This is a genomic window from Caballeronia sp. A2-2, assembly GCF_057612605.2.
In genome coordinates, this window is sequence record NZ_JBVFIR010000004.1 from 359,633 (window position 1) to 384,957 (window position 25,325).

Here is a 25,325-nt window from a genome sequence, read left to right on the forward strand (position 1 = left end):
GATGCGCAACATCAGCGAAGACAACATTACGCAGGCCGTGCTCGCGTCGATGAGCGACCAGTGCGATGGCCGCCTGCGCACGATCATGACGAGCCTCGTGCAGCATCTGCATAGCTTCGCGCGCGAAGTCAAACTCACCGAAGCCGAATGGTTCAAGGCGATAGAGTTTCTGACCGATGCCGGGCATATCACCGGCGACAAGCGGCAAGAATTCATTCTGCTTTCCGATACGCTTGGTCTGTCGATGCTCGTCATGGCGCAGAACAACCGCAAGCCGGCCGAATGCACGGAGGCCACCGTATTCGGTCCGTTCTATGTCGCGGATGCGCCGGAATTTGCAAACGGTGCGGATATCGCCAACGGCGCGCGCGGTCAGCCATGTTTCGTGAGCGGACAGATACGCGGCCTGGACGGCACGCCAGTCGCGAACGCACGAATCGACGTGTGGCAATCCGACGAAGACGGCTTCTACGATGTCCAAAAAACGTCTGACGCTTCCATGCAGGCGCGCGGACGCTTGCGTAGTGATCCTGAAGGATACTTTCACTTTCGCTCGATTCTCGCGGAAGCCTATCCCATTCCGCATGACGGTCCCGTGGGCCGCATGCTCGAAGCCTTGGGACGGCATCCGTGGCGGCCGGCGCATCTACACTTCATGATCGAGGCGCCGGGCTTCGAAACGCTCATCACGCACGTGTTCCGGGACGGCGATCGATATCTCGATTCCGACGCCGTGTTCGGCGTTCGCTCGACCCTGATTGCCGACTGGACCCGACACGAAGCAGGCATGGCGCCGGATGGATCGAAGATGGAAAGCCCGTTTTACACGGTCGAATACGATTTCGTGCTGAGTCCTGCACATGCATGACTTCATCTATCAATCCCAGCCTTCGAAAGTCATCTTCGGTGCAGGCGCGCTGGCTCAAGTGGCGCCTGAAGTCGAAGCGCTGGGCGCTCGACGGGCCCTGATCCTTTGCACGCCTGAACAGACAGCACAAGCAAGCGAGGTTTCGAAACTCCTGGGACCATTGAGCGCTGGCATCTTCGCCGAAGCAAAAATGCACGTTCCGATAGAAACCGCGCGACGCGCACGCGAGCATGCGCGAAGCATCGGCGCAGACTGCGCGGTGGCAATCGGAGGCGGCTCCACGGTTGGGCTGGGCAAGGCCATCGCGCTTGAATCGAGCTTGCCGATACTTGCCATTCCGACAACCTACGCAGGCTCCGAAATGACGCCGATTTATGGCCTGACAGAAAACGGAGTCAAGCGCACGGGACGCGACTTGCGCGTCCTCCCGAAAACCGTGATCTACGATCCGATGTTGTCACTCGGATTACCGCGTGATTTGTCGTTCGTGAGCGGTCTCAATGCAATCGCGCACGCTGCCGAAGGACTTTATGCACGCAATGGCAATCCGGTCATGTCGTTGATGGCGGAAGACGGAATACGCGCTTTGGCAACAGGTCTGCGCGGCATCAAGAAAGACGCTCGCGATCCGCAAGCACGCAGCGACTGCCTATACGGTGCATGGCTGTGCGGTGCCGTGCTGGGTCATGTAGACATGGCTTTGCATCACAAGCTCTGTCACACCCTGGGCGGGAGCTTCGACCTTCCTCACGCGCAGACCCACGCCATTGTCCTGCCCCACGCACTGGCCTACAACAGCCACGCCGCGCCCGATGCCATGACACGAATCGCTCGCGCACTGCGAACCGAAAGCGCCGCGCCCGGCATCTTCGAACTTGGCCGCGAACTTGAGATTCCTTCAGGACTACGCGACATCGGCATGAAAGAGAGCGATCTCGATCGGGCCTGCGAGATTGCTCTGTCGAATCCGTACTGGAATCCCAGACCGATCGAGCGAGAAGCGCTTCGCTCCTTGCTTCAGGAAGCATGGAGCGGAAGCGCGCCTGTTTCAGATTACATCGGGTGCGCGGCTACGTAGCTCTTATACGCCGAGTACGCCGGCTTTTGCGTCTTGCCGTCGGCCTGCATCAAGCCGTAGTTGCCGTCGCCATCGTCATAGAGTTCGAACGACTGAATCGACTGAATGTTGTACGTTGCGGCAAGGCTCTGGAACTGCGCCATCATCAGACTGCCCGACAGATACGACGCGATCTGCTGATAGCTGCCGTAATTCGGACGCACGCCGAATTCGTTGATCCAAACCGGCTTGCCGAACGACGAGAGAATCGAAAGCATGTTGTAGCAACCGCTGCCGCCGCATGCGTGCGTCATGTCACCCTGATCCGAATACCAGTGCCACGCGGTGATGTCCCAGCTCACGGTCGGATGGCCATGCGTGCCGTCCGGTTGCGATCCGTCCGCCAGCATCTGGAAGAACGAGTAGTGAAGCCACGTGCCGTCCACGATGATCTTCGCCGACGTGTTCGTCGTCTTCACGCCCGCAATCAGGCCGCGGATCACGCCGCGCGCAATCATGAACGGCTGGTTCGAATAGTGTGTCCAGTTCGTGCCATCGACGTTTCCGTTGAGGGTCGCCGCTTCCAGTTCGTTGCCCACTTCAATGTACTTGTAGTTATAAGTACCGGCGACCTGCTTGCCAAGCGTGTAACCCGCGTTGTAGGCATCCTGCTCCGTGTTGAAACCCAATCCCAGCATGATCACGGGATACACCGTCACGCCGCCTGCGGCCATCGTTTGCGCGACCTTCGCCACGACCTTTGCCGAAGCGAGGCTGTATGTGTCGTTGCGGTAGATCTTCACACCGAGATCCTGCAGTTGTGCAAGCTGCGTGGTGGCCGCCGTGTTGTCGTACGCGCCGCCGTTCGTGTTATGACCGTTCGCGCCATAGAAGATCGAGGTGCTCGTCGCGGCCTTGGCGGTCGATTCCGGCAACGCGCTCTTGGCAACTGCGCCGTCGAGCGCGCCATCCGTGCCGCCGCCGCAGGCAGCAAGCAACACACTCGTCATCAGGGCCGTGGCGATCGACGAGACTTTCAGTGCGGAAAAGAGATTGAAAGAGCTTTTCATGGTCAGCTTTCGGTTAGTCATTTCAGTTAGTAGTGCTACTTTCTAGGAGCAATGCATGAGAACCACGACACACATCCCGGATCATTCGGCAGTTCAAAGTTCAAACGATCGGGCAGTAACGCAAACGATTGCTTCGGTGTCGGTCTTGCTTTCCATCTAACGACGCACGCGAAGACAATCTGAAGCCATGCGGTACTTCTGTCGCGGTCCTGCGAGCAAAACCCAAGCGCTCTTGTTGGCGAAGTCAAACAACCAATTGGTTCGCCTTAACGAGGCCCACGAAATGACTAAACGACTTCAGTTCAAAGGCCCGTGCCGGGAGATGGATGTTCTCAATTAAAAGGTATTTATTACCTATTCAGAGAAACATAAAGTCTCTATCCGGCAAACGTTTCCCAATTCAGGTCAACAGTGTGCAGAGTATCGTCTAATTTTTGGGCTGTAAATATTTGTTACGGGTAAAAACGTTATAGCAACTGCTTAACAACGCAATAGTTACTGTTTAGTCGCGAAATGACGCTAAAAATCCAGTGATTTGGCCTAAAGTTCTCTGAACTGGCTCGATGAGGTGGAATTGAACCAAGACATTTCGGTAATAAATGCAGTTTGATCGGTCTGATCCTGGCTATTTATGTTCGAACATTCGTGTTTTTATGATGATGAACAGTTCGAATTGAGACCACCGCCCTCGGGCATATAGACCCTTTTTAATGGTCAAGACACCGCGACGCCTGCTGCATTCGCAGCACGGTAAAAAAAGGATATCCGCAGCTAGCAATAGACATTAAGCAAGCCGGAATAGGAGGGAGCACTCGGTATGTTGGATCGTGCTTTAGCGCTCAAAGAGAAGCTGCATGAGCGTGCCACAATCGTGTCGCATGGTCTCTGTATGATCGACAAGGCCATCAACGACAGGTGTAGCCGCCGCGGCTCATGTCGCCGACTCACTTATAAAAAGCTAAGTGGTTTTTACTTTTGGGGCGACCGCTCTTGATTGCGGTGTGATGCCCCCGCAGAGAACAATAAAGATGCCCAACGGTGCAATAGAGCGCGAAAGCCTCGCGCAGATCGAGCGACACATTGAGATGATCGAAGCGTTCGTCGCGGACTTGTCAGCGGACATCGGTTGGCTGACACCGATGGAAGAACAAACGCTTCATGCAGAAAAAATGCTGCTCGAATCGCTCTATGAAGACCGGCAGGCCATTCTCGAAGGCCTGCGATTGAAGCACGACGCTTCCTTCGACAGAACTTAAGCACGAAGGATTCGAGGAGGAGAAGCACGCCCTCCTCCTCGTCACTGCGCTTTACAGCTTCAGTCCACCCACCAGGCTGCCGACCGAGTCCACTGACTTGGTGACGTTCTTCACGTCCACGCTGGTGTGTTGCGAAGCATCGACTTGCGTCACCGGCGCGACGTTGATCTGCGGGCTCGCGAACGACACGCCGCTTTGCAGGTTGCCATTGAAGGCAGAGTTCGAGAACAGCGACGTGCCGCCCTTCACAGCATCCATTTCGGCGCGGTCGAGGTTTTTCTCGGCAGACAGGTTCTTGATCGTCAGCATGATGGTCTCCTTAGCGCTTTAAATTAGAGCTTCACGCCAGCCATCAGGCTGCCGATGGACGTAAGCGACTTGTTGACGGTCGTGGCATCGACATTGGTGTGCGACGAAGCATCGATTTGCGTAACCGGCGCGACGTTCGACTGAGCCGAACCGAAGGACACGCCGCCTGCCTGAACGTTGGCATTGACGCCGGAATTCGAGAAGAAGGACGTACCGCCCTTGATGGCAACCATGTCTGCGCGGTCGAGGTCTTTGTCAGCGGCGATGTTGGCGATCGTGATCATTTTGAAGCTCCTTAAGCAGGTTGGGTGGATGAGAGCGTTTGGTTTGTTGCGCTCCACCACTCTATTGCGAGAGCCGTGCCAGGATATGCCGCGTATCCGCAATATCTTTATAACTCTATGATTTACCTCGCTAAAGCTTTTCACGCTTAGCTAATCGTCCGGCTCACGCTTCAAACTTAAGTTCGTTAGGTTCGAACACATTCCGCCAAGCATGTCGGGACATCAAAGACACTTCGAATCAACTGCTGATTCGAAGTCGAAAGCACATGCCAAGGCATCCGGGCACGCAGGAATTTTGAATCCATGATGCAATGACGCCTTCCCGCACGGACCCTCCCTTGTGTTTTCCATGCCCAGAACTCACTCGCACTCACCACGCATTTATCGACATCGCGGCGCACTGGGGCGAGCATGAGCGAGAAGCTCGAAATCAAACCGCTCCTCGGCCTGCTCGGGGTATTGCTCACTGCCATGGGCGGCGAGTTCAATGGACAGGTGTCTTCATCCGCGCTCGTGGACATACTCGGCGGCCTTTCGCTCAGCCATGATCCGGGCACGTGGATTCGCAGCCTCTACGTGAGCGGCGAAGTCATCGGCATGATCGTCGCGCCCTGGTGCTCGGTGACGTTCTCGCCTCGCCTCTTTCTCATGTTCGTGATCGCGCTCAATCTCGTCACGAGCGCATTGATTCCTTCCACGAACATTCTGCCCTTGATCTACACGCTGCGCGTATTGCAAGGCCTCTCGGGCGGTCTCGCCATTCCACTTCTGATGGCCAACGCACTGCGCGTGCTCTCGCGACCCATTCGCCTTTACGGTCTGGCGGTCTATGCGCTCACCGCCACTTTCACGCCCAATTTCGCGCCGACACTCGCGGCCCTTTGGGTCGATGTAGTCGGCTGGCGCTTCGTATTCCTGCAGGCCATTCCCATTCTCGCGCTTGCGGCCGCCTTGATTCTTTATGGAATGAACGGCACCGCCGCCACGCTCGATGTGGCGCGCGCGAATGCGCAGGCCGCGACCATCGAAGCCGCATTGCCCGCGCTGCGGATATCGCAAGCACGCCTGATCAATGCGATCGGACTGTTGCTCGGTGAAACGCCGCGCGCCCTCACCGACGAACTGGCCGGCGCCCAGGCGCAGCCCGATGTACCGCCCGCCGTGCCGGTCGGATTACCCGCCGGTTTGCTGCGCCAGCGTCCCGACATTCGCGAAGCAGAAGCGCGCCTTCATGCCGCGACCGCGCAAATCGGCGCGGCGCAGGCCGACTTTTATCCGGACATCTCGCTCACCGGAAACTTCAATCTGGAAGGCCTGCAATTCAAGAATATGTTTGCGATGCCCGATCGCGCGTTCAGCGTCGGCCCCGCGGTCAGTTTGCCGATTTTCGAGGGCGGCAGGCTCAAAGGCATGTTGCACCTGCGTGAGGCACAGCAACGCGAGGCGGCCATCGATTTCAGGAAAACGGTGCTCACCGCGTGGCAGGAAGTGGACGACGCCATGACCGCCTATGCAAGCCTTCAGGAGCAGCGCACCGCGCTTGCCATTGCCGAGCGTGAGGATCATCGTGCCTTGCTGGCTGCGCGCGAACAATACGTGCAAGGCGCGGCGGATTATCTCGATGTCAACACCGCGCTTGCCGCCGAACTGGAAAGCCGCCGCGCGATGACCGACAACCAGATGGCCGTGGAAAACGCTTTGGTGCAGCTTTATCTCGCGCTGGGCGGCGGCTGGCAACTGGCGGATGCCGTGGCCACCACACCGTGATCGGAACGTTCAGGCCAGCGCTTTTTCCAGAAAGACATCGTGCTGCCTTGCACCGTACGCGGTGTAGGAGATGGACGGCTCGAAACCCGCGCGCCAGAAGAACGCTTTCGCGGCACGGCTCGCCAGTGACGTTTCGACCAGCAACGTATGGTAGCCCGCAGCCGACGCACCGAGTTCGAGCTGAGTCAAAATCGCGCGGCCCACACCTGCGTTGAGCGGTCGGCTATAGATTCGCTTGAGTTCCGCGATACCGAAGTCGAAACGTCGAAACGCGCCGCAACCCACTGCATCGCCGTGCATGTCGCGTGCGACGACAAAGGCGCTGCGCGCGGAACAGACTTCCTCCAAGAAAAAGCGCGATTGGCCACTGCAGCCCGCATGCAGCGAAACCATCGCGCTCAGTTCATCGAGAAGAATACGCGCGTCTTCGGACCAGGGGTCTTCGCGTTGAACGACAATCAGGGCTGTCCGGGTCACGATGGGTGCTCCATTCGCTGTGTGCCGGCGATATGACGAGCAATTTCAAAGCCTGATCGGTATCGGTTTGATCCACGCGCCGCACGATCGATCGTTGTCCCAAGCGATTAAGGCTGCATCGCACGCACGTGCACCGGAATGGCCTTGGCCGCCGGAACCTTGCTGCGCTTGGCATGATGCGCCAGCGGAATCAATGGATTGCATTCCGGGTAATAGCCCATCGCGCAGCCGGCGGGAATATCGAACGCATGTGCGCGCAGTCCGTCTATGCTGCGCGAAACGCCATCGTTCGATACGGTGGTGACGGTCAACGCCTGATCCTCCGCGATATTCAATCGCGTCATGTCATCGCGATTCATCAGGATGACTTCACGTGTGTTGTACACGCCACGAAAGCGATCGTCGAGACCATACACGGTGGTATTGAACTGATCGTCGCCGCGCGTGGTCATCAGGCGCAAGGTCCGCTTGCCATCGAAGGACATATCCGGATCTTCGCCCATGCCTTCCGGCGTGATGAAATTTGCCCGGCCGTTCTTGGTCTTCCACTCGCGCTTGGCCGCCGGTATCGGCCGATGAAAACCGCCCGGCTGCGACATGCGCGCATTGAAGTCCTTGAACTGATCCGGATAGGTCTTCTCGATGGCATCGCGCACGAGCGAATAATCGGCGGTCCATGCATCCCAATCGACTTTCCCGCGACCCTGCAAGGTTTCCTTCGCAAGACCCGCCACGATGGCAGGCTCCGACAACAGCAGGTCGCTTGCCGGTTGCGCGAATCCTTTGGACGCGTGAATGCATGCCGTGCTGTCCTCCACCGTGACGCTCTGCGGACCGCTTGCCTGCCGGTCCACTTCGATTCGCCCGATGCATGGCAACAGATAAGCCGCTCGCCCATGCAGCAAATGACTGCGGTTCAGATGAGTGGCGATCTGCACGGTAAGCGGCAGCGTCTTCCATGCAGGTTCCAGCACATGATGGTCGGGCGTTGCGCGCGCGAAATTGCCGCCGAGACTGATGAACGCATCGAGCCCGCCATCGCGCAAGGCGGCGCAGGCATCGACCGTGGACATGCCTTCTTCGCGCGGCGGCTCGAACGCATAGAGTTCGGCCAGCTTGTCGAGCGGCACGAGCGCCGGCTTCTCCGTGATGCCGACCGTGCGCTGCCCTTGCACGTTCGAATGACCGCGAATCGGACAGATGCCCGCGCCCGGCTTGCCGATATTCCCGCCGAGCAGCATCAGGTTCGTGAGCATCTGCACGGCGAGCACGCCTTCACGATGTTGCGTGATGCCCATGCCGAACAGAATCATCACGGCCTTGGCGCGTGCGTATTCCGTGGCGGCGGCCTCGAGCGCACTGCGCGTGAGGCCCGACTGCCCTTCTATGTCGCGCCATTCGGCGGCGCGCATGGCATCGGCGAAAGTCTCGAAGCCATGAGTGTGTTCGGCGATGAACGCGGCATCCAGCACACGCGGTTCGTCGTTGCGTTGCGCGCGGTCATCGGCGTCGATCAATGCCTTGCAGACGCCCGTGACCGCCGCGATATCGCCGCCGATCTTCACTTGCAGATACTGCGTGCTGATGGCCGTTTGCTTGCTCGACAGCATTTCCACCGGCGATTGCGGATTCGCGAAACTCACGAGCCCCCGTTCCTTGACCGGATTGAACGTGATGATGCGCGCGCCGCGCTTTCTCGCTTCCTGCAAGGGATGCAGCATGCGCGGCGCATTCGTGCCCGTGTTGTGGCCGAAGAAAAAGAAGCAGTCCGTATGTTCGAAATCGTCCAGCGTGACCGTGCCCACCGGCGCACCGATGGTCTCGGGCAGCGCCACGGACGTGCTTTCGTGGCACATGTTCGAACTGTCGGGAAGATTGTTCGTCCCATAGAGTCGCGCGAATAACTGAAACATGTACGATGTTTCCAGCGACGCACGCCCGGACGTATAGAAAACCGTGCGCTTCGGTTTGAAGTCGCGCAGCATCGCGCCGATTTCCTCGAACGCCTGTTTCCACGGCACGGGCACATAGCGGTCGGAGTGCGGATCGTAGCGCATCGGCTCGGTCAGCCGGCCTTGCGCTTCGAGTTCCATGTCGGTCCATGCTTCGAGCGCGGCCAGCGTGTGATGTGCGAAGAAGTCCTGATCGATTCGCTTCTTCGTCAATTCCCACGCGGTGGCCTTGGCGCCGTTCTCGCAGAATTCGAACAGATGCGGGTCTGCGGGCTTGGCCCACGAACAACTCACGCACGCAAAGCCATCCGGCTTGTTCTGATGCAAGAGAATGCGCGCTCCATTGAGCGCGACGTGCTCTTTCACGAGCGCGGACGCGACTGCCTTCACCGATCCCCATCCGCCCGCCGGATGATCGTATTTTCTGATGTTCGGCAGCTTGCTCATGCTTGCTATTCCCTCAATGGTCGTGGATGTCGCGACGTTTCATCGGCGCATTATTTATGCATCGGACAACCGTTGAACTGGCCTCGAAACGCCGACGACATTTCATAAGCCGGCTTGCGCGAACGCATGACCCCGCCTAGCGGACGATGAACCGCCAGCCCGTGCCACGGACTGAACGCCATGCCGTCATCGATGGCGGCCGCGCGGGCATCGTCCCATGCGGGTTGCGGCGCCACCTTGATGCGCGCCACAGTGACATATGGGCTCTGGTCTTCCGGCCATTGCACGGACGCATCTTCAATAGGCATCGTTTCGATGTCGGTCGCAAGTTGAACGCGCACTTCCCATTCGCCGGTATGCGTGGCGAAGAATTCGTTCACGGCATCGCGCAGCGCATCGGGATGACCATTGACATCGAGCGGGGCATCGGTCAAGGCAGTCAGGTCGGGCGAAACCGGCGCGACGCTGAGCTTGCCGAAGTACGGTCCGTAGAGAATCGGCACGCACGTATAGAACGTTTCGCCGAGAATATGCGTTTCCGGATGGCCGCCGAGATTCTTCAGCGTCCCGCTCTCGCCGCCCACCGCCTCCACGACTTTCTCCGCGCCACGCAATACGGCGGACAGGATCTTTTTGCCAGCCGGTGCGCGGTCGGTCGTCTTGGCCAGCAGCTTCAGATTCGAGAGAAAGGCCTTGGGCGTGGCCGCCGTGAACGCCGGTGCGTTGACCATCACGAGATCTTGCGTGTTACCGCCTTCGCTGCCCGGCAGGCGCACGCCTTCGACATCCTCGATCTTGATGGCGAGGCCGCGCGGCGTCGAAACACTGTCATCGAGAATATCGCCGGGGTTCGTCGAGTACCGCATGACAACCTTGTGCGCGCCGGGTTGCGCGAAGATACCTTGAGCCAGCTCCACGGGCAGATTGTCGAGCACGGTAAGCTCGCCGTGGAGCAGTCCATGACTCTTGGCATGCACGCTGCGCACCGCATGCTCATAGTCGCTCGACGTCGTTTCGAGAATGCTGTGCATGGTTTCGACGAGTTCGCGCGTGGTCTCGGCTTCGTCTTCGGGAATCTGCTCGTAAGTCGGGTCGAACGGCAGCGGATGAATCGTCGATGTGTTGTTCATGTGGGGCTCCTGGGGAATGGTGTCGGGGTTTTGAGAGTTACCGCAATGGGTATGCCCAGGGTGGTATGACCAAACGAAAATCTGTTGTCGTGAATGACGCTGAAGATGGCATTTATGACCGTGGCCTTCGTGCCGGACCCTGCTTAGAATCAGCGCATCGAATCGAATCCGACATTCGGACGGGGCAATCAAATGGAACACGCCGAGGCGAATCAACTGGACAATCCGACATGGTTTTCACTCGTCACGCGTCAAAGGCATCTGGCGCGAGGCAACGACCTGGCTGTTCGCTACGATCCGGAAGTGGCGCCATTCGCGGCGGTGAAACGCATGACGCCGGAGGCTTTGAAATGCCTCGGAGAACTGATGAATCCGGGTGAATCGGTCTTGCTGCAGACTTCAGACAATGTTCCTTCAGCCGATGGCCTGCGTTCAGAATGGCTGTTCTCGGCCTTGCAGATGACAGACCGCGCGCGCCTGCCGCCTCAGGAAACGAGCGACGTGCATCGGCTTGACGCAAGCCACGTCGGCGAAATGCTCGAACTCGCCGGAAAAACCAACCCGGGACCGTTTGCGGGCCGCGCCATCGAAACGGGCAACTACATCGGACTACGCGAGCACGGGCGGCTCATCGCCATGGCGGGCGAGCGCATGAACCTCGATGGCTTTGTCGAGATCAGCGCCGTTTGCGTGGACGGCGATCATCGCGGCAAAGGTCTTGCCGGCCGGCTGATGAACATCCTGCGTCACGAAATCGCAGAGCGCGGCGATACGCCGTTTCTTCATGTGCGAGAGGACAATGCATCGGCGATCGCGCTTTATCGAAGATTGGGTTTTGAAGCACGCAAAGTATTTCCGCTATATCGCGTGACCCGAAGCGCGTAACGGTTGGTTATCAAGCGCAATCTTCAGACGGAAAGCATTCGTAAAGTACGTGCGTTAGGATAACGGTTTGCCTTTCGCTCCGGCTGAAAAGGACGCCCGTGTCATCTTTCAATTCGAGTGCACCGCCAACGGCCTGGAGTCGCACTGAGAAACCGGCGGACGAACGCGTGCCCGTGCTGTTTCATATCGTCGATTTCGGCGATGGCGGGATTGAATCGTCACTCGTGCAATGGCTGCGCGTATTCGACCGCGCGCGTTTTCGCGTCACGCTGTCGGTCATGTTCAATTCGCCCGCGTTCGAAAACCGTTTTCGCGCGCTCATCCCATCCGACGTCGAGATTGAAATCCTCGCCGACAAAGACTGGCTCAACGTATTCCAGACGCGCCGCTACGCGAAGCGTCTGTCGAAGCTCGGCCGCGTGGGACGCGATGTGTTCAACACGCTGGCCGTGCGTCCGTACATCAAGCGGCGGGTCGCGGCGCTTGCGCGACGTCACGCGCTGATCGTGGATTACGACATGTCGCTGCGGCGGATCGCGGGGAATTTCGGCGTGGCGTGGCTCGGCGTGAATCATTTCAGCTTCGATGCGCGCCTGGGCGGCCGTCCGGCCAAACAGCGCCGGCTCGCCGCGCAATACGCGCACTACGACGGCATCGCCGCGCTCAACGAGCACATGGCCGATGAAGCCCGCGCCATGTTCGGCAGCGTGCTGCAACACGTTTTCGTGCTGCCGAATCCGATCGACATCGCGCGCATTTGCGACAACGCACGGGCCGAACACGATTCGCCCTGCGACGCGCCCTATATCGTGTCGGTCGCGCGTCTCGATGAAATTCAGAAGGACCATCGCACGCTGTTGCGCGCCTATGCGCAACTGGTCGCGACAACGGACATTCGCGAGCATCTCGTGATCGTCGGGGATGGCGCGTTTCGCGGCGAGCTCGAAGCGTTGGTGCGTGAACTCGGCATCGTGTCGCGCGTGCATTTCTCGGGGTATCGCGACAACCCGCAAGCACTGGTCGCGCCCGCGCGCGTGCAGGTGCTCAGTTCGCGCTACGAAGGCATGCCGATGGTGCTGCTCGAAGCGCTCGCGCTCGGCAAGCCGGTGATCGCGAGCGATTGCCCGACCGGCCCGCGCGAGATCCTCGACGACGGGCGCTCCGGCATTCTCGTGCCGGTGGGTTCCGTCGATGCGTTGGCCGACGCGTTGCGGCGCGTGCTTACCAGCGAGGAACTGCGCGTCTCCATGTCCACACGCGCCCTGCGGCGCGCCGAGGAATATGGAATCGCGGCCAGCAACCGGCGCTTCGCGGGGTGCGCTGAGCAATTGCTTTCGGCATCGCGCCGCCGGTGGGCCAGCAGTCTTAGCTAACGATCGGTTCCGCGCTGTCGCCCGGCATCACGAGTTCGGGAATCTGACTGAAGCGGTACGATTTCCCGTTTTCGTCGAGATCGAACACCCAGATCATGTCGAAGCGCTTGCCTGGCCATTTCTGCGGCGCGGACGTGTTGCCGAGAATCGCGTTCGCAATGAGCGGAATGTGATGATGTTCCCAGCCGATCAGCACGACGCCTCCGCATGCCGTCGCGGCGCGCACCAGTTGCGTTTCCTGCCCCACGTCGAAGGTCGTGTTCACTTCGAGCGCCAACTTCTGCGCCACGATGCTCACGGTTTCCAGCGGACGCATGCTCGTCTCGCCCGACGCGTTGGAAGCCGCGAAAACGGTCTGCGGTGTCGCGATTTCAGGAACCTGCAACGGTCCGCGACTCGGCGCGAACAAAACGGCTAACGCACCCGCGCGCGCCCAGCCGGTCACGCGCAGCGATTCGGCGTTCTGTTCACCGTCGACATTCACGCCATAAGGCGGCAACGCGCCCTTGGGCTTCTCGCCGTGCCGGATCACCATGATCTTCTGTGCCTTCGCCATATCGCCTCCGAAATGTTCAACCGGCGTGAAGCTGATTCAGAATCTGCGTCCAGTCGGGCGGTTTCATCGTGTCGAACCAACTGTCGTGATCGGCCGTGGGCAACAGCATGAGTTGCGCATGATCGTGTTCGCGCGCGAAGCGGCGCGCGTGCGCGACCGGAATCAGCGTGTCCTGCTCCGCGCCGACAATGATGAGCGGCCCGCGATACCGCGCGACCGCCGCGACCGAGTCGAACTCGTCGTGCAGCATCCAGCGTACCGGGAACACGGGGTATTGTTCGGCGGCCACGCTTGCCAGCGAATCCCACGGGGTGATGAGCACCACGCCGTCGATCGCCGCTTCATTGCCTTTCACGACCTGCGCCGCCATGCCCGCGCCGAGCGACTCGCCCACCAGATAGAGCGGCCCCGGCCATTGCGCGCGCGCCGCTGAAAAAGCCTCGCGCGATGCCTGCATGGCCGCCTTCATCGTGCGTTCGCCGGGCCGGTTGCCATGCCCCGGATATTCGACGATCATCACGCGATAGCCCGTTCGCAGAAAGATATCGGCGAGCGGCAGCTTGGTCTCGGCCGACTCCTCATTGCCGTGATAGACCATGAACGTGCCGCGCGGCGCCTGTCCCGAAGGCGTGGCTACATAGCCGAAATAATCATCGCGCACGGTCCACAACGCGATGTCATCGCCGGGATGGATGGTCGCCCGCAGATCGGCGGCATCCGGCGTGGAGGGCAGAAGCAATCTGTCCTGCATGAGATAGAGCGCGAGCGCCGCGACGAGGTAGGCGGCGACAGCAAAACGTAGAAAATATGAAAGCATCCGCATGTAAAATTCGCGCGATCGGTTGGACGGGCCACCGCGCCAGTATAAGGACACTCGCCGTGGCGAATCCGCTTGCTGCCCGCACCTTCAAGCCACCTTGCACTTGCCTGCCAAATCAATTCTTAAAGCTTGACGTTTCGATGCCGTTAGAAGACGAAAGTCATACGGCGTATCAAATAAATGGAAGTCAAAAACTCTCGACGCTGGGCACCGCGCGGCCGTAGAAGATGGCTCATCGCAGGAGCGGCGCTTTTTGCCGCTGCCGCCATCCGGACGATGCTTCACCCGCTGCTCGGCCCCATCATGCCGGGAACCGCTTTTCTGATCGCAGCCGTGCTCGTGGAGTATTACTGCGGTCTCGCGCCTGCCGTCTGCGTCGTGCTCGCGGGGCTGTGTCTGGCGGATTTCCTTTTCGTGCCGCCGTATGGACGGATCGAGTACATCGACGCGTCGGACGTCAGGCTGCTGGTGTCGTATCCGCTCATCACGATTGTCGTGCTCACGCTGGTCGAGCGCTTGCGGCGCGCGCAGTATCGCGCCGAGCTGCTGGCGGCGGTGGCGCAATCGCGCTACGAAATGCTGCTTCGGCACGATAACGAACGGCTGCTGGCGCAACGCGCCACGGGCGAGATGCACCGCATGCTGCATCACATCGCGCAGTACAACCGCTCGCTCATTCTCATCAAGGCGATCGATCCGGCGAACAGCGCGTCGCCCGGCAGTCTCGTTGCCGCAGCGGCCACCGCGACGCCGGGCCGCGCCATCGACGACGACTTGCAGGCGGGCGTGGCCTATGGCGCGAAGCATTCGCAGGTGCACCAGGAAGACCTCGCGCGCGTGAGCGACCGGCTGCTGCCGGGGCATCACCGCATGCGGTTCCTGGCGGGCGCCGAGGACTGGCGTCCGGTCGAATGTGTGTGCGAACGATTCACCACGACTTCCGGCGAATTCCTGATTTTGCGGGCAGAAGACTGACCATGAACACGCCTCGTTTTTCTGCCACAGCGAGCAACGACCACGCTGTCCTGCTGTTGCACGGCTTGTCGAGTTCGCCGCTGGAACTGCGCTTTCTCGCCCGCTTTCTGGCTGAGGAAGGCTTCGCCACGCACACGCCCGAACTGCAAGGCTACAGCGCCGGCGCCGGTCATGAGCCAATGGAAAAGTGGATCGATGCCGCTCTCGCGCAGTTCGACGAGCTTGCCACGCGATATCGGCATGTTTCGGTGTGCGGACTTTCGATGGGCGCGACACTCGCCGCCGCCGTCGCTCAACGGCGCCCCGCCGCGCGCTCGCTGCTGCTGCTCTCCGTCACGCTCAACTACGACGGCTGGGCCATTCCCTGGTATCGCTTTCTGCTCGACTACGTGTACTACACGCCCATGCGTTCGCGCTACCGCTATCGCGAACACGAACCGTATGGCCTGCGCAACGAGGCCTTGCGCTCGAAGATCGCGCGCGCGTTGCAGAAGAACGAGATCAGCGAAGTCGGACCCGCGTCCATCTCGATGCCCGCGCTGCACGAAGCCAGCCGGCTCGCCGATTCGGTGCGCAAGTCGCTCAAGTCCATCGTCGCGGATTGCCTTATCATTCACGCCATCGACGATGAAACGTCCAGCCCGCATAACGCGCGACTCGTGGCGGCGAATGTCGGAGCATCGTTTCTGCGGACCATCTGGCTCGACGATTCCTACCACATGATTACTTCGGATAACGAACGCGAAGTCGTGGCGCGCGAATGTGCGCTCTTTCTGCGCGAAAGCGCGGCGGCGAGCGTTTCGAGCGACACGCCCACGCCCGTGGTATCGCGCGCTTTGGCACGCCGTCTGAGGCAACTGGCGACCGTCGCGGGGAAAGCATGAAGCGCGTTGTCGCGGGACTTGCGTGCGGTCTATTGTGCATGACGACCGTCGCCCATGCAGCGGATAGCGACTGGAAAATCTCCATCGGACCCGGCGTGTATTTCTTCCCCGAGTTTCCCGGTTCTTCCAAGCTTCAGGCGTTGCCCTTTCCCGTGCAGGACATCTCGTGGAAAGACACCGTGTTTTCGCAAGGCCCGGACGTGCTCGGCGTCAACGCGTTGCATGGTGAGAACTATCACGTCGGCATGTCCGTGAGTTTCGATTTTCAGTCGCGATCGTCCTCCGATGATTCGCGCCTCATCGGTCTGCCCAATGTGCACTACGGGCCTAAACTACGGCTCTTTGCAGACTACACGTGGTGGGCGTTCACCGGCGCGACGGCGATTTATCAGGACATCGGAGGAACGGGTCAGGGTCTCACGGCCATGGCCGACTTTCTCGTTTCCGCGCCGCTCGGCAAACTGCTTGTTTCGATGGGCCCCGGCGTGACATGGGCGAACGCCACCTACACGAACACCTTCTTCGGCATCTCGTCGCAAGAGAGCGCCGCATCGGGACTCGCTCGCTACAACACCGGTTCCGGTCTGAGAGATGTCCACTTCAATGTCGATGCGACCTATGAGTTCGACAAACACTGGTCCGCGAACGTCGCGGCCGTGGTCGGACGTCTCGAACGCTACGCCGCAGGCAGCCCTGTCACCGAACGCCGGCTCGATCTGAACGGCGTGGCGTCCGTAGCCTATCGCTTCTGAACGAAAGCCAACGGTTCACTTTGCTTTTTGTTCGGCCTACACTGAATTGGTCGTCCCCTTCCACCTGACCTCGTCGGTCTTCAAAGCAGATGCGTTTGACGTGCTCCGCGAGCCGTGCAAGCCAGGGTCGGTTCGTGCCTAACACCAATTTCAACGGGACTGAACCATCATGGCAGACACGAGCTACATGGCACGGAAATCCGTCGCCGATATCGTAGGAAGCGCCGATGCGGGAGAAGGCCATTCGCTGTCCAAAACGCTGGGCGCCACCAGCATCACGGCGATGGGGATTGGCGCGATCATCGGTGCGGGCATTTTTGTTCTGACGGGAACGGCCGCTGCGCAATTCGCGGGCCCGAGCATCACGCTGTCCTTCGTGCTGGGCGGGATTGCGTGCGCGTTCGTTGGCCTCTGTTACTCGGAACTCGCGGCGATGCTGCCCGTTTGCGGCAGTAGTTACACCTACACGTATGCCACACTCGGCGAGATCTTCGCGTGGATCATCGGCTGGGATTTGATTCTCGAATACGCGATGGGCGCGGCAACCGTAGCTGTCGGATGGTCGGGCTATATCGTGAGTCTGCTGCATAACGTGGGCATCACGGTGCCGCCGACGCTTGCGGCCGCGCCCGGCACCGTCATCAAGCTCGCGGATGGCACGACTGCGACCGGCATCGTCAATCTGCCTGCGGTGCTCATCATCGCGATCCTCACGACCATGCTCGTTCTGGGTACGAAGGAATCGGCGCGGCTCAACAACATCATGGTGGCGGTGAAGCTCGTGGTCGTGGTGGCGTTCATTGCGCTGGGCATCTTCTATATCAAGCCTGCGAACTGGCATCCGTTCATTCCGGCGAACACGGGCGAATTCGGCAACTTCGGCATGAGCGGGATTTTGCGCGGCTCGGCGGTGGTGTTCTTCGCGTTCATCGGTTTCGATGCGGTGTCGACCGCCGCGCAGGAAGCGAAGAAGCCGCAGCGCGACATGCCGATCGGCATTCTCGGCTCGCTCGTCATCTGCACGGTGCTGTACATCCTCGTGGCCGCCGTGCTGACGGGACTCGTGCCTTATGGCGAACTCAACGTGCCCGATCCCATCGCCAAGGGTGTGGATGCCATCGGCATGAACTGGTTCTCCATCCTCATCAAGATCGGCGCGCTCACGGGTTTGACCACGGTGATTCTCGTGTTGCTCTACGGACAAAGCCGCATCTTCTTCACGATGTCCACCGATGGTTTGTTGCCGAAGATGTTCGCGCGCGTGCATCCGCGCTTGCAGACGCCGCATTTGAGCCAGATCCTGATCGGTTCGATCGTGGCGATTGTGGCGGCGCTCACGCCCATCAGCGTGCTCGGTGAGATGGTGAGTATCGGCACTTTGTTTGCGTTCATCCTCGTGTGTGGCGCGGTCATTTACCTTCGCCGCAGCGATTCGGACGCCAGTCGTCCGTTCCGCGTGCCGGGCGTGCCAATCGTGCCGATTCTGGGCATTCTGTTCTGCCTCTTGCTGATGTCGGGTTTGCCGCTGGTGACGTGGGTGCGGCTGGTGGTTTGGCTCATCATCGGTATGGTGATTTATGTTTCGTATGGCCGGAATCATTCGAAATTGCGGTTTCCTGCGGGGCGTTGAATCGCTGCTAATTCTGCTCACATGCACGTGAAATATCCTCGTTTTACGATGTGTTTCGGGCTGGCTAGACTGATGACTAGTCGGCCTGTCGAGGAGTTTTATCGTGGATGCGAGCTTGTTCGAAATGCCTGCGGTATTGGTGATTCTTAGTGTTGTGTGTGTTGTGATTGTCAGGGCGTTTACTGCGGCGCGAACCGATGATTTGTAAGCAGCAGCGCTCGTGCTGATAGACGGTGTTTGTTTTTTTTCTGTCTGTCGTGCATGGGGCTGCTGTTGGTTGTGTCTTTATTGCAGTAGCCGCCTCCCCGGCGGGGGGGTAACTTTCTTTGCTGCTGCAAAGAAAGTCACCAAAGAAAGCAGCTTTTTAAACCATGCACGATGGCTGGGGAGGGTTGGTCTGGATTAACCGATACAGTGGCCGCAATAGGGCTTGCCACGCATAACAGACCGCTTAGGCAACCTGGCGATTACGCGCTCGAATCCTTCAGTCTTCGTGGACCGCATTCATTCATTCGGCCATGCGCTGCGCGCGCCGAGAGCTTTAGAACGGAATCCCGCAGCGTATTAGCGCCCAGCCACATCACACCGCATCGCACCTCTCCCATTGGGCCCTACCTTGGTAAGCGCTTTTGGGCAAAGCGCACACACCCACGCAAGTCAGCCTTTAGTCGGAGCACTAATCAAGGTAGGACCGAATAGCAATCTTGCGGAGAAGCGTGATGTGGCTGGGCGCTGATACGCTGCGGGATTCCGTTCTTACGTTCTCGGCGCGCGTAGCGCATGGCCGAAGGAATGAATGCGGTCCACTAAGTCAATAGAAATAGAGCGCGTGATCGCTAGGTTGCCTAAGCGGCAAGTTATGCGTGGAACGTCCTATTGCGGCCACCGTATCGTTAATCCAGACCAACCCTCTCCCGCCAGCGTGCATGGGGTAAAAAGCTGCTTTCTTTGGTGACTTTCTTTGCAGCAGCAAAGAAAGTTACCCCCCCGCCGGGGAGGCGGCTACTGCAATAAAACCCCAACAGACAGCAGCCCCTTGCACGACAGAACAAAAAAACCAAACGCAGCCCCAAAAACCGATAACCGCGGACCCGCGTCCCCCACATACGACATTCCCCTGAAACATAAAGCAACTATCTTTCCGCCCGCGTAACCCATCTCTCGGCGCACGCCGGGCGCACCTCGCGTCTGCCACCCCACAACGGAGAAAACCCATGCAGACGCCGGCCATTAAGCTGCTCGCCGCCATCGGCGGAACCGCACTCGCGCTCGCCCTGAGCGCCTGCCACGGCGATTCGGACTCGCCCACGCCGACTCCCACCGCCAAAGCTGCATGCGGCGGCGCAACGGTCGCCAGCACCGACATGCACTGCCCGCCCGGCTTCGTCCAACCAAAGTCCTGAATAGACAGGGGCAGTCCTGCGACGCCGCGCTCGCGGCCTCCGAGCATCCACATTCCGATCAAGACATGGCCACTCAATCACGCCGTAACTTCCTCAAGCTCTCCGCCGGTCTCGCCGGTGCGACCGCCGCAACAGCGCTCGTCCCCGATTCGATCCGCCGCGCGCTCGCCATCGAACCGAGCACGGTCACCGGCACCATTCAGGATGTGCAGCATATCGTCGTGTTCATGCAGGAAAACCGCTCGTTCGATCACTACCTCGGGCATCTGAACGGCGTGCGCGGCTATAACGACCGCTTCCCCGTCACGTTGCCGAACGGTCAGCCGGTGTGGTTTCAGCCGCGTCAGGAAGACGCAACGAAAGTCATCGCGCCGTTTCGTTATGACACGACGAACGCCAGCGTGAATGCGCAGTGCATCGGCGGATTGCCGCATACGTGGATGACCACGCACGGCGCCATCGACGGCGGCCGCGCGGACAAATGGGCCGCGCAAAAAACGAACATGACGATGGGTTATCACACGCGCGCGGACATCCCGTTTCACTACGCGCTGGCCGATGCCTTCACCGTCTGCGATCACTACTTCTGCTCGATTCCCGGCAACACGCACCCGAACCGCATGTATCTGATGACCGGCATGGTCGATCCGCTCGGCACGGGCGGCGGGCCGCTGCTCGACAACATCGATTACATCGACAATCAGTTCGATACCACGAAGCTCAATCCCTTCTCGTGGACGACGTATCCCGAACGTCTGGAAACCGCGGGCGTCTCGTGGCAGGTCTATCAGCAAGGCACGGACTTCGATAACTACACAGGCAATTACGGCACCAACATGCTCGCGTGTTTTCAGAACTTCGTGAATGCGCCCGCAGGTTCGTCGCTGGCTTCGCGCGGCATGAGCACGCGCAATCTCACGCAGCTCAAGGCCGATGTGCAGGCGGGCAATCTGCCGCAAGTGTCGTGGCTGCTGCCGCCCGCCGCGTATTCGGAGCATCCGAAATTCACGCCGCTTTATGGCGCGAACTACATCGCGACGATTCTGGATGCGCTCACATCCAATCCCGATGTCTGGAGCAAGACGGTTCTGTTCATCATGTACGACGAGAACGATGGCTTCTTCGATCACATGGTGCCGCCGCAAGCGCCGACGCTGCCGAACACGGGCGCGAGCACGGTGGATATCTCGCTGGAACGTCACACGCTGGTCACGGCCGCGCAGCAAGGCACGTACACCGCCGACAATCTGCCGTATGGTCTCGGGCCGCGCGTGCCGATGTTCGTCGTCTCGCCGTGGTCGCGCGGCGGCTATGTGAATTCGCAGGTGTTCGATCACACGTCGGTGTTGCAGTTCATCGAGAAACGGTTCGGCGTGAACGAGCCGAATATCTCGCCGTGGCGTCGTACCGTGTGCGGCGATCTGACGACTTCGCTCGACTTCAGCAAGTCGGATGCAACCTTCCCGACGCTGCCGAGCACGACGACCTACATCACGCAAGCCGATCAGCAATGCGCCCGGCCGACTTCGCAGACCGCGCCCGCCAGCACGGCGACGCAGACGATCGAGGCGCAGGAAACGGGCACGCGTCCGGCGCGCGCGATTCCGTATGAATTGCACGTGAACGGGCAGTTGCAATCGGGCGGCTATGTGGTGACGTTCGCAAACTCCGGCAAGCAAGGCGCGCATTTTTGGGTTTATACGTCCGACCCGACCGCCACGCCGCGTCACTACACGGTGGAAGCGGGCAAGCAGTTGTCAGACACCTGGGCGCTCGATGCCAACGGCAACTATGCGGTCAACGTGTACGGTCCCAATGGCTTTTTCCGTCGGCTTTCCGGCAACGCGGCGGCGGATGCGGCGGCTCATCCGGAAATCACGACTTGCTATGACGTGGCTAACGGGAACGTGTATGTCGCGGTCGCCAATACGGGGACGGCTGCGTTGACGGTGACCGCAAGCGATAACGCCTATGCGCAGGCACCGCAGACCATTTCGGTGCCTGCGGGCAAGACGGTTGAAGCGCATTGGGATTTGTCGTGCAACGCGCAGTGGTACGACTTGACGTTCGCGATTCAGGCTAACCCGGCATGGGTTCGACGCATCGCCGGGCATGTGGAGACGGGGCTGGCGAGTACAACTGATCCGGCGGCGACTGCGCCGGTTTCCAAGGCGATCTGATCGCTTTTTGACGAGCGCCGCTGCCTGCCATGAGGAGCAGCGGCGATTGTCTGGTTGTGCCAAACATCTTTCGCGGATGATGTTGGTTTATAGCGATCACAAAGCTAATTGATGATGCTCGTCGAAGCGCTTTGACTCAAGCCTAAATAAAATTTTTATTGTTTAATTTCAATAGATTGCAGCAATCCGACAGCCTTCGAAGATCATGCTGGCATACCTCTCGCATTAGAGTGGTAGAGCGCAACAAACCAAACGCTCTCACCCACCCAACCTGCTTAAAGGAGCTTCAAAATGATCACGATCGCCAACATCGCCGCTGAAAAAGACCTCGACCGCGCAGACATGGCTGCCGTCAAGGGCGGTACGTCTTTCTTCTCGAATTCCGCTGTCAATGCCAACGTTCAGGCAGGCGGCGTGTCCTTCGGTTCGGCTCAGTCGAACGTCGCGCCGGTCACGCAGATCGATGCTTCGTCGCATACCAATGTCGATGCCACGACCGTCAACAAGTCGCTCACGTCCATCGGCAGCCTGATGGCTGGCGTGAAGCTCTAATCCACTTATTGAAGCGCTAAGGAGACCATCATGCTGACGATCAAGAACCTGTCCGCCGAGAAAGACCTCGACCGTGCCGAAATGGATGCTGTAAAGGGCGGCACGTCGCTGTTCTCGAACTCTGCCTTCAATGGCAACCTGCAAAGCGGCGTGTCGTTCGCCAGTCCGCAGGTCAACGTCGCGCCGGTGACGCAGATCGACGCTTCGCAACACACCAGCGTGGACGTGAAGAACGTCACGAAGTCGGTGGATTCGGTCGGCAGCCTGTTGGGTGGACTGAAGCTGTAAAGCAAAAAGGGGAAGGCTGCGCGCCTTCCCCTTTTTTTACTCCATCTTTTCGATTTCCCGCGCTACGTCCTGCAATTTCTTGAAGGCCACGTAACGGCGATCGTGCAACGAAGCGATATCGCCCGTCGCCGGAGCATAGCGTCTGTCCACTTGCGCCATCGCGCTCATGGCCGTTCTCACATCGCCGAACAGGCCGCCTGCGACTGCGCCGAGCATCGCGGAGCCGAGCAGCACGGGCTCATCGGCTTGAATGGCCAGCACGCTTTTTCCCGTTGCATCCGCGAGTAATTGACGCACGAGATCGAGCCGCCCTGCGCCGCCACTTATCATGATTTGCTCGATGGGCGCGCCTGCCACGCTTTGCGCATCGATGATCTGACGCAACCCGTAGCCGATGCTGCACACGCCCGCCACATACAACGCGACGAGACTGTCCGCATCCGTTTCCATGCCGAGGCCCGCGATGACCGCGCGCGCATGCGGATCGGCGAACGGCGCGCGATTGCCGAGGAACTCGGGCACGACATGCAGCCCGTGCGCGAGCTTCACCACATCCGACAACCCGCGCGATTCGCGGCTTGCGAGGTCCGCGAGCATGCCCGGCAGCGATTGACCTGCTTCATGCGCACGTCGCGTTACTTCAGGCGCTGCAGGATGCATGGCGAGCAAGCGTTCGATGGCCGCGCCCGCGACCGACTGCCCGCCTTCGTTGAGCCACGCTTCGGGCACCATCGCGGAGAAATACGGACCCCACACGCCCGGCACGAAGACCGGTTCGCGCGTGGTCGTCATCGTGCAGGACGAGGTGCCGAACACATAGGCGAGGCTCGCTTCGGGATGGCCTTGCGCGCCGACCGTGCCGATGCCGCCCGCGTGTGCATCGATAATCCCCGCTGCCACTGGCGTTCCCGGCAGCAGCCCAAGTTCCGCCGCAGCGCGTTCGGTCAGCCCGCGTCCGAGCGGCGTCCCCGGCTCGACGATACGTTGTCCGATGCGCGCGAAGGCTTTATCGGCGAGCACACCCAGGCCCATCGTTCGAAAATAGCCTTCATCCCAACGATGCTCGTGCGCAAGATAAGTCCATTTGCAAGTGACCGTGCAAGTGGACCGCGCGAGATCGTCCGTCGCGCGCCACGTGAGGAAATCGGCGAGATCGAAGAACTGCCACGCATCGGCGAAAACGTGCGGGCGGTTTTCGAGCAGCCATAAGAGCTTCGGCGTTTCCATCTCCGGCGAAATACGCCCGCCGACAAACTTCAGCACTTCATGCCCAGTCGCGTTGATGCGTTCGGCCTGCCCAAGCGCCCGATGATCCATCCACACGATGATGTCGCGTTCCGCCTCTTCCGACGGCCCCACGGGCAACGGCTTGCCGCCCTCGCCCAACACGACGAGCGAACACGTGGCATCGAAACCAATCCCCGCGATGGACTCCGGCGCGACATCGGCCTGCGCCAACGCATCCTTCACCGCATGACACACGGCTTGCCATATCTCCGTGCTCGATTGCTCGACAATCGCCCCGCTCTCGCGATAAAGCGTGATGTCGTGCTTCGCGGTGGCGATGGTCGCGCCCGTCGCATCGAAAATACCGGCGCGGGCGCTGCCGGTGCCGACATCGATGCCGATCACATGTTTTGCATTCATGGTTCTTTCAATGATGTGCGATTCACAGATCGACGCTGTTCGGCAGAATCACCAGATCGCGGATGGTCACGTTGCGCGGCCGCGTCAGCATGAACAACACCGACTCGGCCACTTCGCGCGGCTGCATCAGACTGCCGTTTGCGAGCGCTTCTTCCATTTTCGCTTTCGGCCAGTCATCGAGCAAGGCGGTGACGACCGGACCGGGCAGCACTGCGCCGACGCGCACGCCATGCTTCGCCACTTGCCGCCGCGTGGTGTGCACGAACGCCTGCACAGCGAACTTCGATGCCGTGTAGATCGGCTCCCAGACGACCGGCACCATGCCCGCAATCGAACTCGTGAACAGAATATCCCCGGACTTCTGCGCGACCATATGCGGCAACACGGCATGCACGGAACGGAACGCCGCGTTGATGTTGAGGTTCAGCATGCGGTCCCATTCATCGGGATTGCCTTCCACGATTTCACCGCCGACATACGCGCCCGCGTTCGCATGAAAAATATCCAGCCCGCCCGCGAGATCGATAATTTTCGGCAACATCGATGAAACTTCGGATGGCTGAAGAAGATCGACGGACAACGCAAACGCATTCTCACCGAGTTCCGCGCAGCACGCATCCAAACGCTCTTTCGCACGATCCACAAGCACCACTTTCGCGCCCGCTTCGATCAACACGCGCGCACACTCCAGACCGATACCCGACGCCGCGCCGGTGATGGCGGCCACTTTTCCCTTCAGCGATTCAGACATGAATGGCTCTCC

24 protein-coding genes are annotated in these 25,325 nt (G+C 59.8%); 14 read left to right on the forward strand and 10 right to left on the reverse strand.

All coding sequences use genetic code 11. The features are described from left to right. Position 1: 1 nt before the first annotated feature. Both ACZCWR_RS32635 and ACZCWR_RS32640 read left to right on the forward strand, forming a co-directional pair. Complete coding sequence (locus tag ACZCWR_RS32635) at positions 2-868, forward strand: intradiol ring-cleavage dioxygenase (protein ID WP_487306210.1); 867 nt, start codon at positions 2-4, stop codon at positions 866-868. Next, positions 861-1,946 carry a maleylacetate reductase gene (locus tag ACZCWR_RS32640; protein WP_487306211.1) on the forward strand — a complete coding sequence of 362 codons (1,086 nt, stop codon included), beginning with the start codon at positions 861-863 and terminating at the stop codon, positions 1,944-1,946. The genes ACZCWR_RS32635 and ACZCWR_RS32640 overlap by 8 nt, the downstream gene beginning before the upstream one ends. On the opposite strand, the gene ACZCWR_RS32645 is transcribed toward ACZCWR_RS32640, so the two are convergent. Continuing rightward, positions 1,922-2,995, reverse strand: a complete 1,074-nt coding sequence (locus ACZCWR_RS32645) for a lipopolysaccharide biosynthesis protein (protein ID WP_487306212.1) — start codon at positions 2,993-2,995, stop codon at positions 1,922-1,924. The two genes, ACZCWR_RS32640 and ACZCWR_RS32645, sit on opposite strands and share 25 nt — an antisense overlap. 962 nt (positions 2,996-3,957) lie before the next feature. Here ACZCWR_RS32645 and ACZCWR_RS32650 point away from each other — a divergent pair. Beyond that, positions 3,958-4,251, forward strand: a complete 294-nt coding sequence (locus ACZCWR_RS32650) for a hypothetical protein (protein WP_487306213.1) — start codon at positions 3,958-3,960, stop codon at positions 4,249-4,251. Positions 4,252-4,302: 51 nt separating this feature from the next. On the opposite strand, the gene ACZCWR_RS32655 is transcribed toward ACZCWR_RS32650, so the two are convergent. Further along, positions 4,303-4,560: a hypothetical protein gene (locus ACZCWR_RS32655; protein WP_487306214.1), complete on the reverse strand. Its 258-nt coding sequence runs from the start codon at positions 4,558-4,560 to the stop codon at positions 4,303-4,305. 23 nt (positions 4,561-4,583) lie between these two features. Further along, positions 4,584-4,844, reverse strand: coding sequence for a hypothetical protein (locus tag ACZCWR_RS32660; protein ID WP_487306215.1), 261 nt, complete (start codon positions 4,842-4,844; stop codon positions 4,584-4,586). 411 nt (positions 4,845-5,255) lie between these two features. Between ACZCWR_RS32660 and ACZCWR_RS32665 the strand changes: the two genes are divergently transcribed. Then, entirely contained in the window at positions 5,256-6,611 is a 1,356-nt protein-coding gene (locus tag ACZCWR_RS32665) for an MFS transporter (RefSeq protein ID WP_487306216.1), read from the forward strand. 9 nt (positions 6,612-6,620) lie between these two features. On the opposite strand, the gene ACZCWR_RS32670 is transcribed toward ACZCWR_RS32665, so the two are convergent. The 3 genes from ACZCWR_RS32670 to ACZCWR_RS32680 form a co-directional block, all read right to left on the reverse strand. Next, a complete protein-coding gene (locus ACZCWR_RS32670) occupies positions 6,621-7,088 on the reverse strand; it encodes a GNAT family N-acetyltransferase (RefSeq protein WP_487306217.1) in 468 nt (155 codons plus the stop codon). A 107-nt stretch (positions 7,089-7,195) separates the two neighbouring features. After that, positions 7,196-9,487 (reverse strand): FdhF/YdeP family oxidoreductase, encoded by a 2,292-nt coding sequence (locus ACZCWR_RS32675; RefSeq protein WP_487306218.1) that lies wholly within the window; start codon positions 9,485-9,487, stop codon positions 7,196-7,198. Positions 9,488-9,537: 50 nt separating this feature from the next. Beyond that, on the reverse strand, positions 9,538-10,617 hold the full coding sequence (locus ACZCWR_RS32680; protein ID WP_487306219.1) for a catalase family protein: 1,080 nt from the start codon (positions 10,615-10,617) through the stop codon (positions 9,538-9,540). A 192-nt stretch (positions 10,618-10,809) separates the two neighbouring features. Here ACZCWR_RS32680 and ACZCWR_RS32685 point away from each other — a divergent pair, with 192 nt between their 5' ends. Next, complete coding sequence (locus ACZCWR_RS32685; protein WP_487306220.1) at positions 10,810-11,502, forward strand: GNAT family N-acetyltransferase; 693 nt, start codon at positions 10,810-10,812, stop codon at positions 11,500-11,502. A 167-nt stretch (positions 11,503-11,669) separates the two neighbouring features. Further along, the gene (locus ACZCWR_RS32690; protein ID WP_487306221.1) at positions 11,670-12,875 is read left to right on the forward strand and encodes a glycosyltransferase; all 1,206 of its coding nucleotides are present in this window, start codon (positions 11,670-11,672) and stop codon (positions 12,873-12,875) included. On the opposite strand, the gene ACZCWR_RS32695 is transcribed toward ACZCWR_RS32690, so the two are convergent. Then, on the reverse strand, positions 12,868-13,431 hold the full coding sequence (locus ACZCWR_RS32695; protein WP_487306222.1) for a hypothetical protein: 564 nt from the start codon (positions 13,429-13,431) through the stop codon (positions 12,868-12,870). The genes ACZCWR_RS32690 and ACZCWR_RS32695 overlap by 8 nt on opposite strands. Positions 13,432-13,447: 16 nt before the next feature. Continuing rightward, positions 13,448-14,254, reverse strand: a complete 807-nt coding sequence (locus ACZCWR_RS32700) for an alpha/beta hydrolase (RefSeq protein WP_487306223.1) — start codon at positions 14,252-14,254, stop codon at positions 13,448-13,450. Between the two features lie 177 nt (positions 14,255-14,431). Between ACZCWR_RS32700 and ACZCWR_RS32705 the strand changes: the two genes are divergently transcribed. The 8 genes from ACZCWR_RS32705 (at position 14,432) to ACZCWR_RS32740 (ending at position 22,915) form a co-directional block, all read left to right on the forward strand. Then, positions 14,432-15,226, forward strand: a complete 795-nt coding sequence (locus ACZCWR_RS32705) for a DUF4118 domain-containing protein (RefSeq protein ID WP_487306224.1) — start codon at positions 14,432-14,434, stop codon at positions 15,224-15,226. 2 nt (positions 15,227-15,228) lie between these two features. After that, positions 15,229-16,110, forward strand: coding sequence for an alpha/beta hydrolase (locus tag ACZCWR_RS32710; RefSeq protein ID WP_487306225.1), 882 nt, complete (start codon positions 15,229-15,231; stop codon positions 16,108-16,110). Then, positions 16,107-16,862 (forward strand): MipA/OmpV family protein, encoded by a 756-nt coding sequence (locus ACZCWR_RS32715; protein ID WP_487306226.1) that lies wholly within the window; start codon positions 16,107-16,109, stop codon positions 16,860-16,862. Before ACZCWR_RS32710 ends, ACZCWR_RS32715 begins: the two co-directional genes overlap by 4 nt. Before the next feature lie 169 nt (positions 16,863-17,031). Next, the gene (locus ACZCWR_RS32720) at positions 17,032-18,492 is read left to right on the forward strand and encodes an amino acid permease (RefSeq protein WP_487306227.1); all 1,461 of its coding nucleotides are present in this window, start codon (positions 17,032-17,034) and stop codon (positions 18,490-18,492) included. A 1,214-nt stretch (positions 18,493-19,706) separates the two neighbouring features. Next, a complete protein-coding gene (locus tag ACZCWR_RS32725) occupies positions 19,707-19,895 on the forward strand; it encodes a hypothetical protein (RefSeq protein ID WP_487306228.1) in 189 nt (62 codons plus the stop codon). A gap of 65 nt (positions 19,896-19,960) precedes the next feature. After that, a complete protein-coding gene (locus ACZCWR_RS32730; protein WP_487306229.1) occupies positions 19,961-22,075 on the forward strand; it encodes a phosphocholine-specific phospholipase C in 2,115 nt (704 codons plus the stop codon). A gap of 291 nt (positions 22,076-22,366) precedes the next feature. Further along, on the forward strand, positions 22,367-22,627 hold the full coding sequence (locus ACZCWR_RS32735; RefSeq protein ID WP_487306230.1) for a hypothetical protein: 261 nt from the start codon (positions 22,367-22,369) through the stop codon (positions 22,625-22,627). A gap of 30 nt (positions 22,628-22,657) precedes the next feature. Next, a complete protein-coding gene (locus tag ACZCWR_RS32740; RefSeq protein ID WP_487306231.1) occupies positions 22,658-22,915 on the forward strand; it encodes a hypothetical protein in 258 nt (85 codons plus the stop codon). A gap of 36 nt (positions 22,916-22,951) precedes the next feature. On the opposite strand, the gene ACZCWR_RS32745 is transcribed toward ACZCWR_RS32740, so the two are convergent. Together ACZCWR_RS32745 and ACZCWR_RS32750 are read right to left on the reverse strand one after the other, a co-directional pair. Next, positions 22,952-24,562, reverse strand: coding sequence for an FGGY-family carbohydrate kinase (locus ACZCWR_RS32745; RefSeq protein WP_487306232.1), 1,611 nt, complete (start codon positions 24,560-24,562; stop codon positions 22,952-22,954). Positions 24,563-24,584: 22 nt separating this feature from the next. Then, the gene (locus tag ACZCWR_RS32750; RefSeq protein WP_487306233.1) at positions 24,585-25,313 is read right to left on the reverse strand and encodes an SDR family oxidoreductase; all 729 of its coding nucleotides are present in this window, start codon (positions 25,311-25,313) and stop codon (positions 24,585-24,587) included. Between the last annotated feature and the right edge of the window lie 12 nt (positions 25,314-25,325).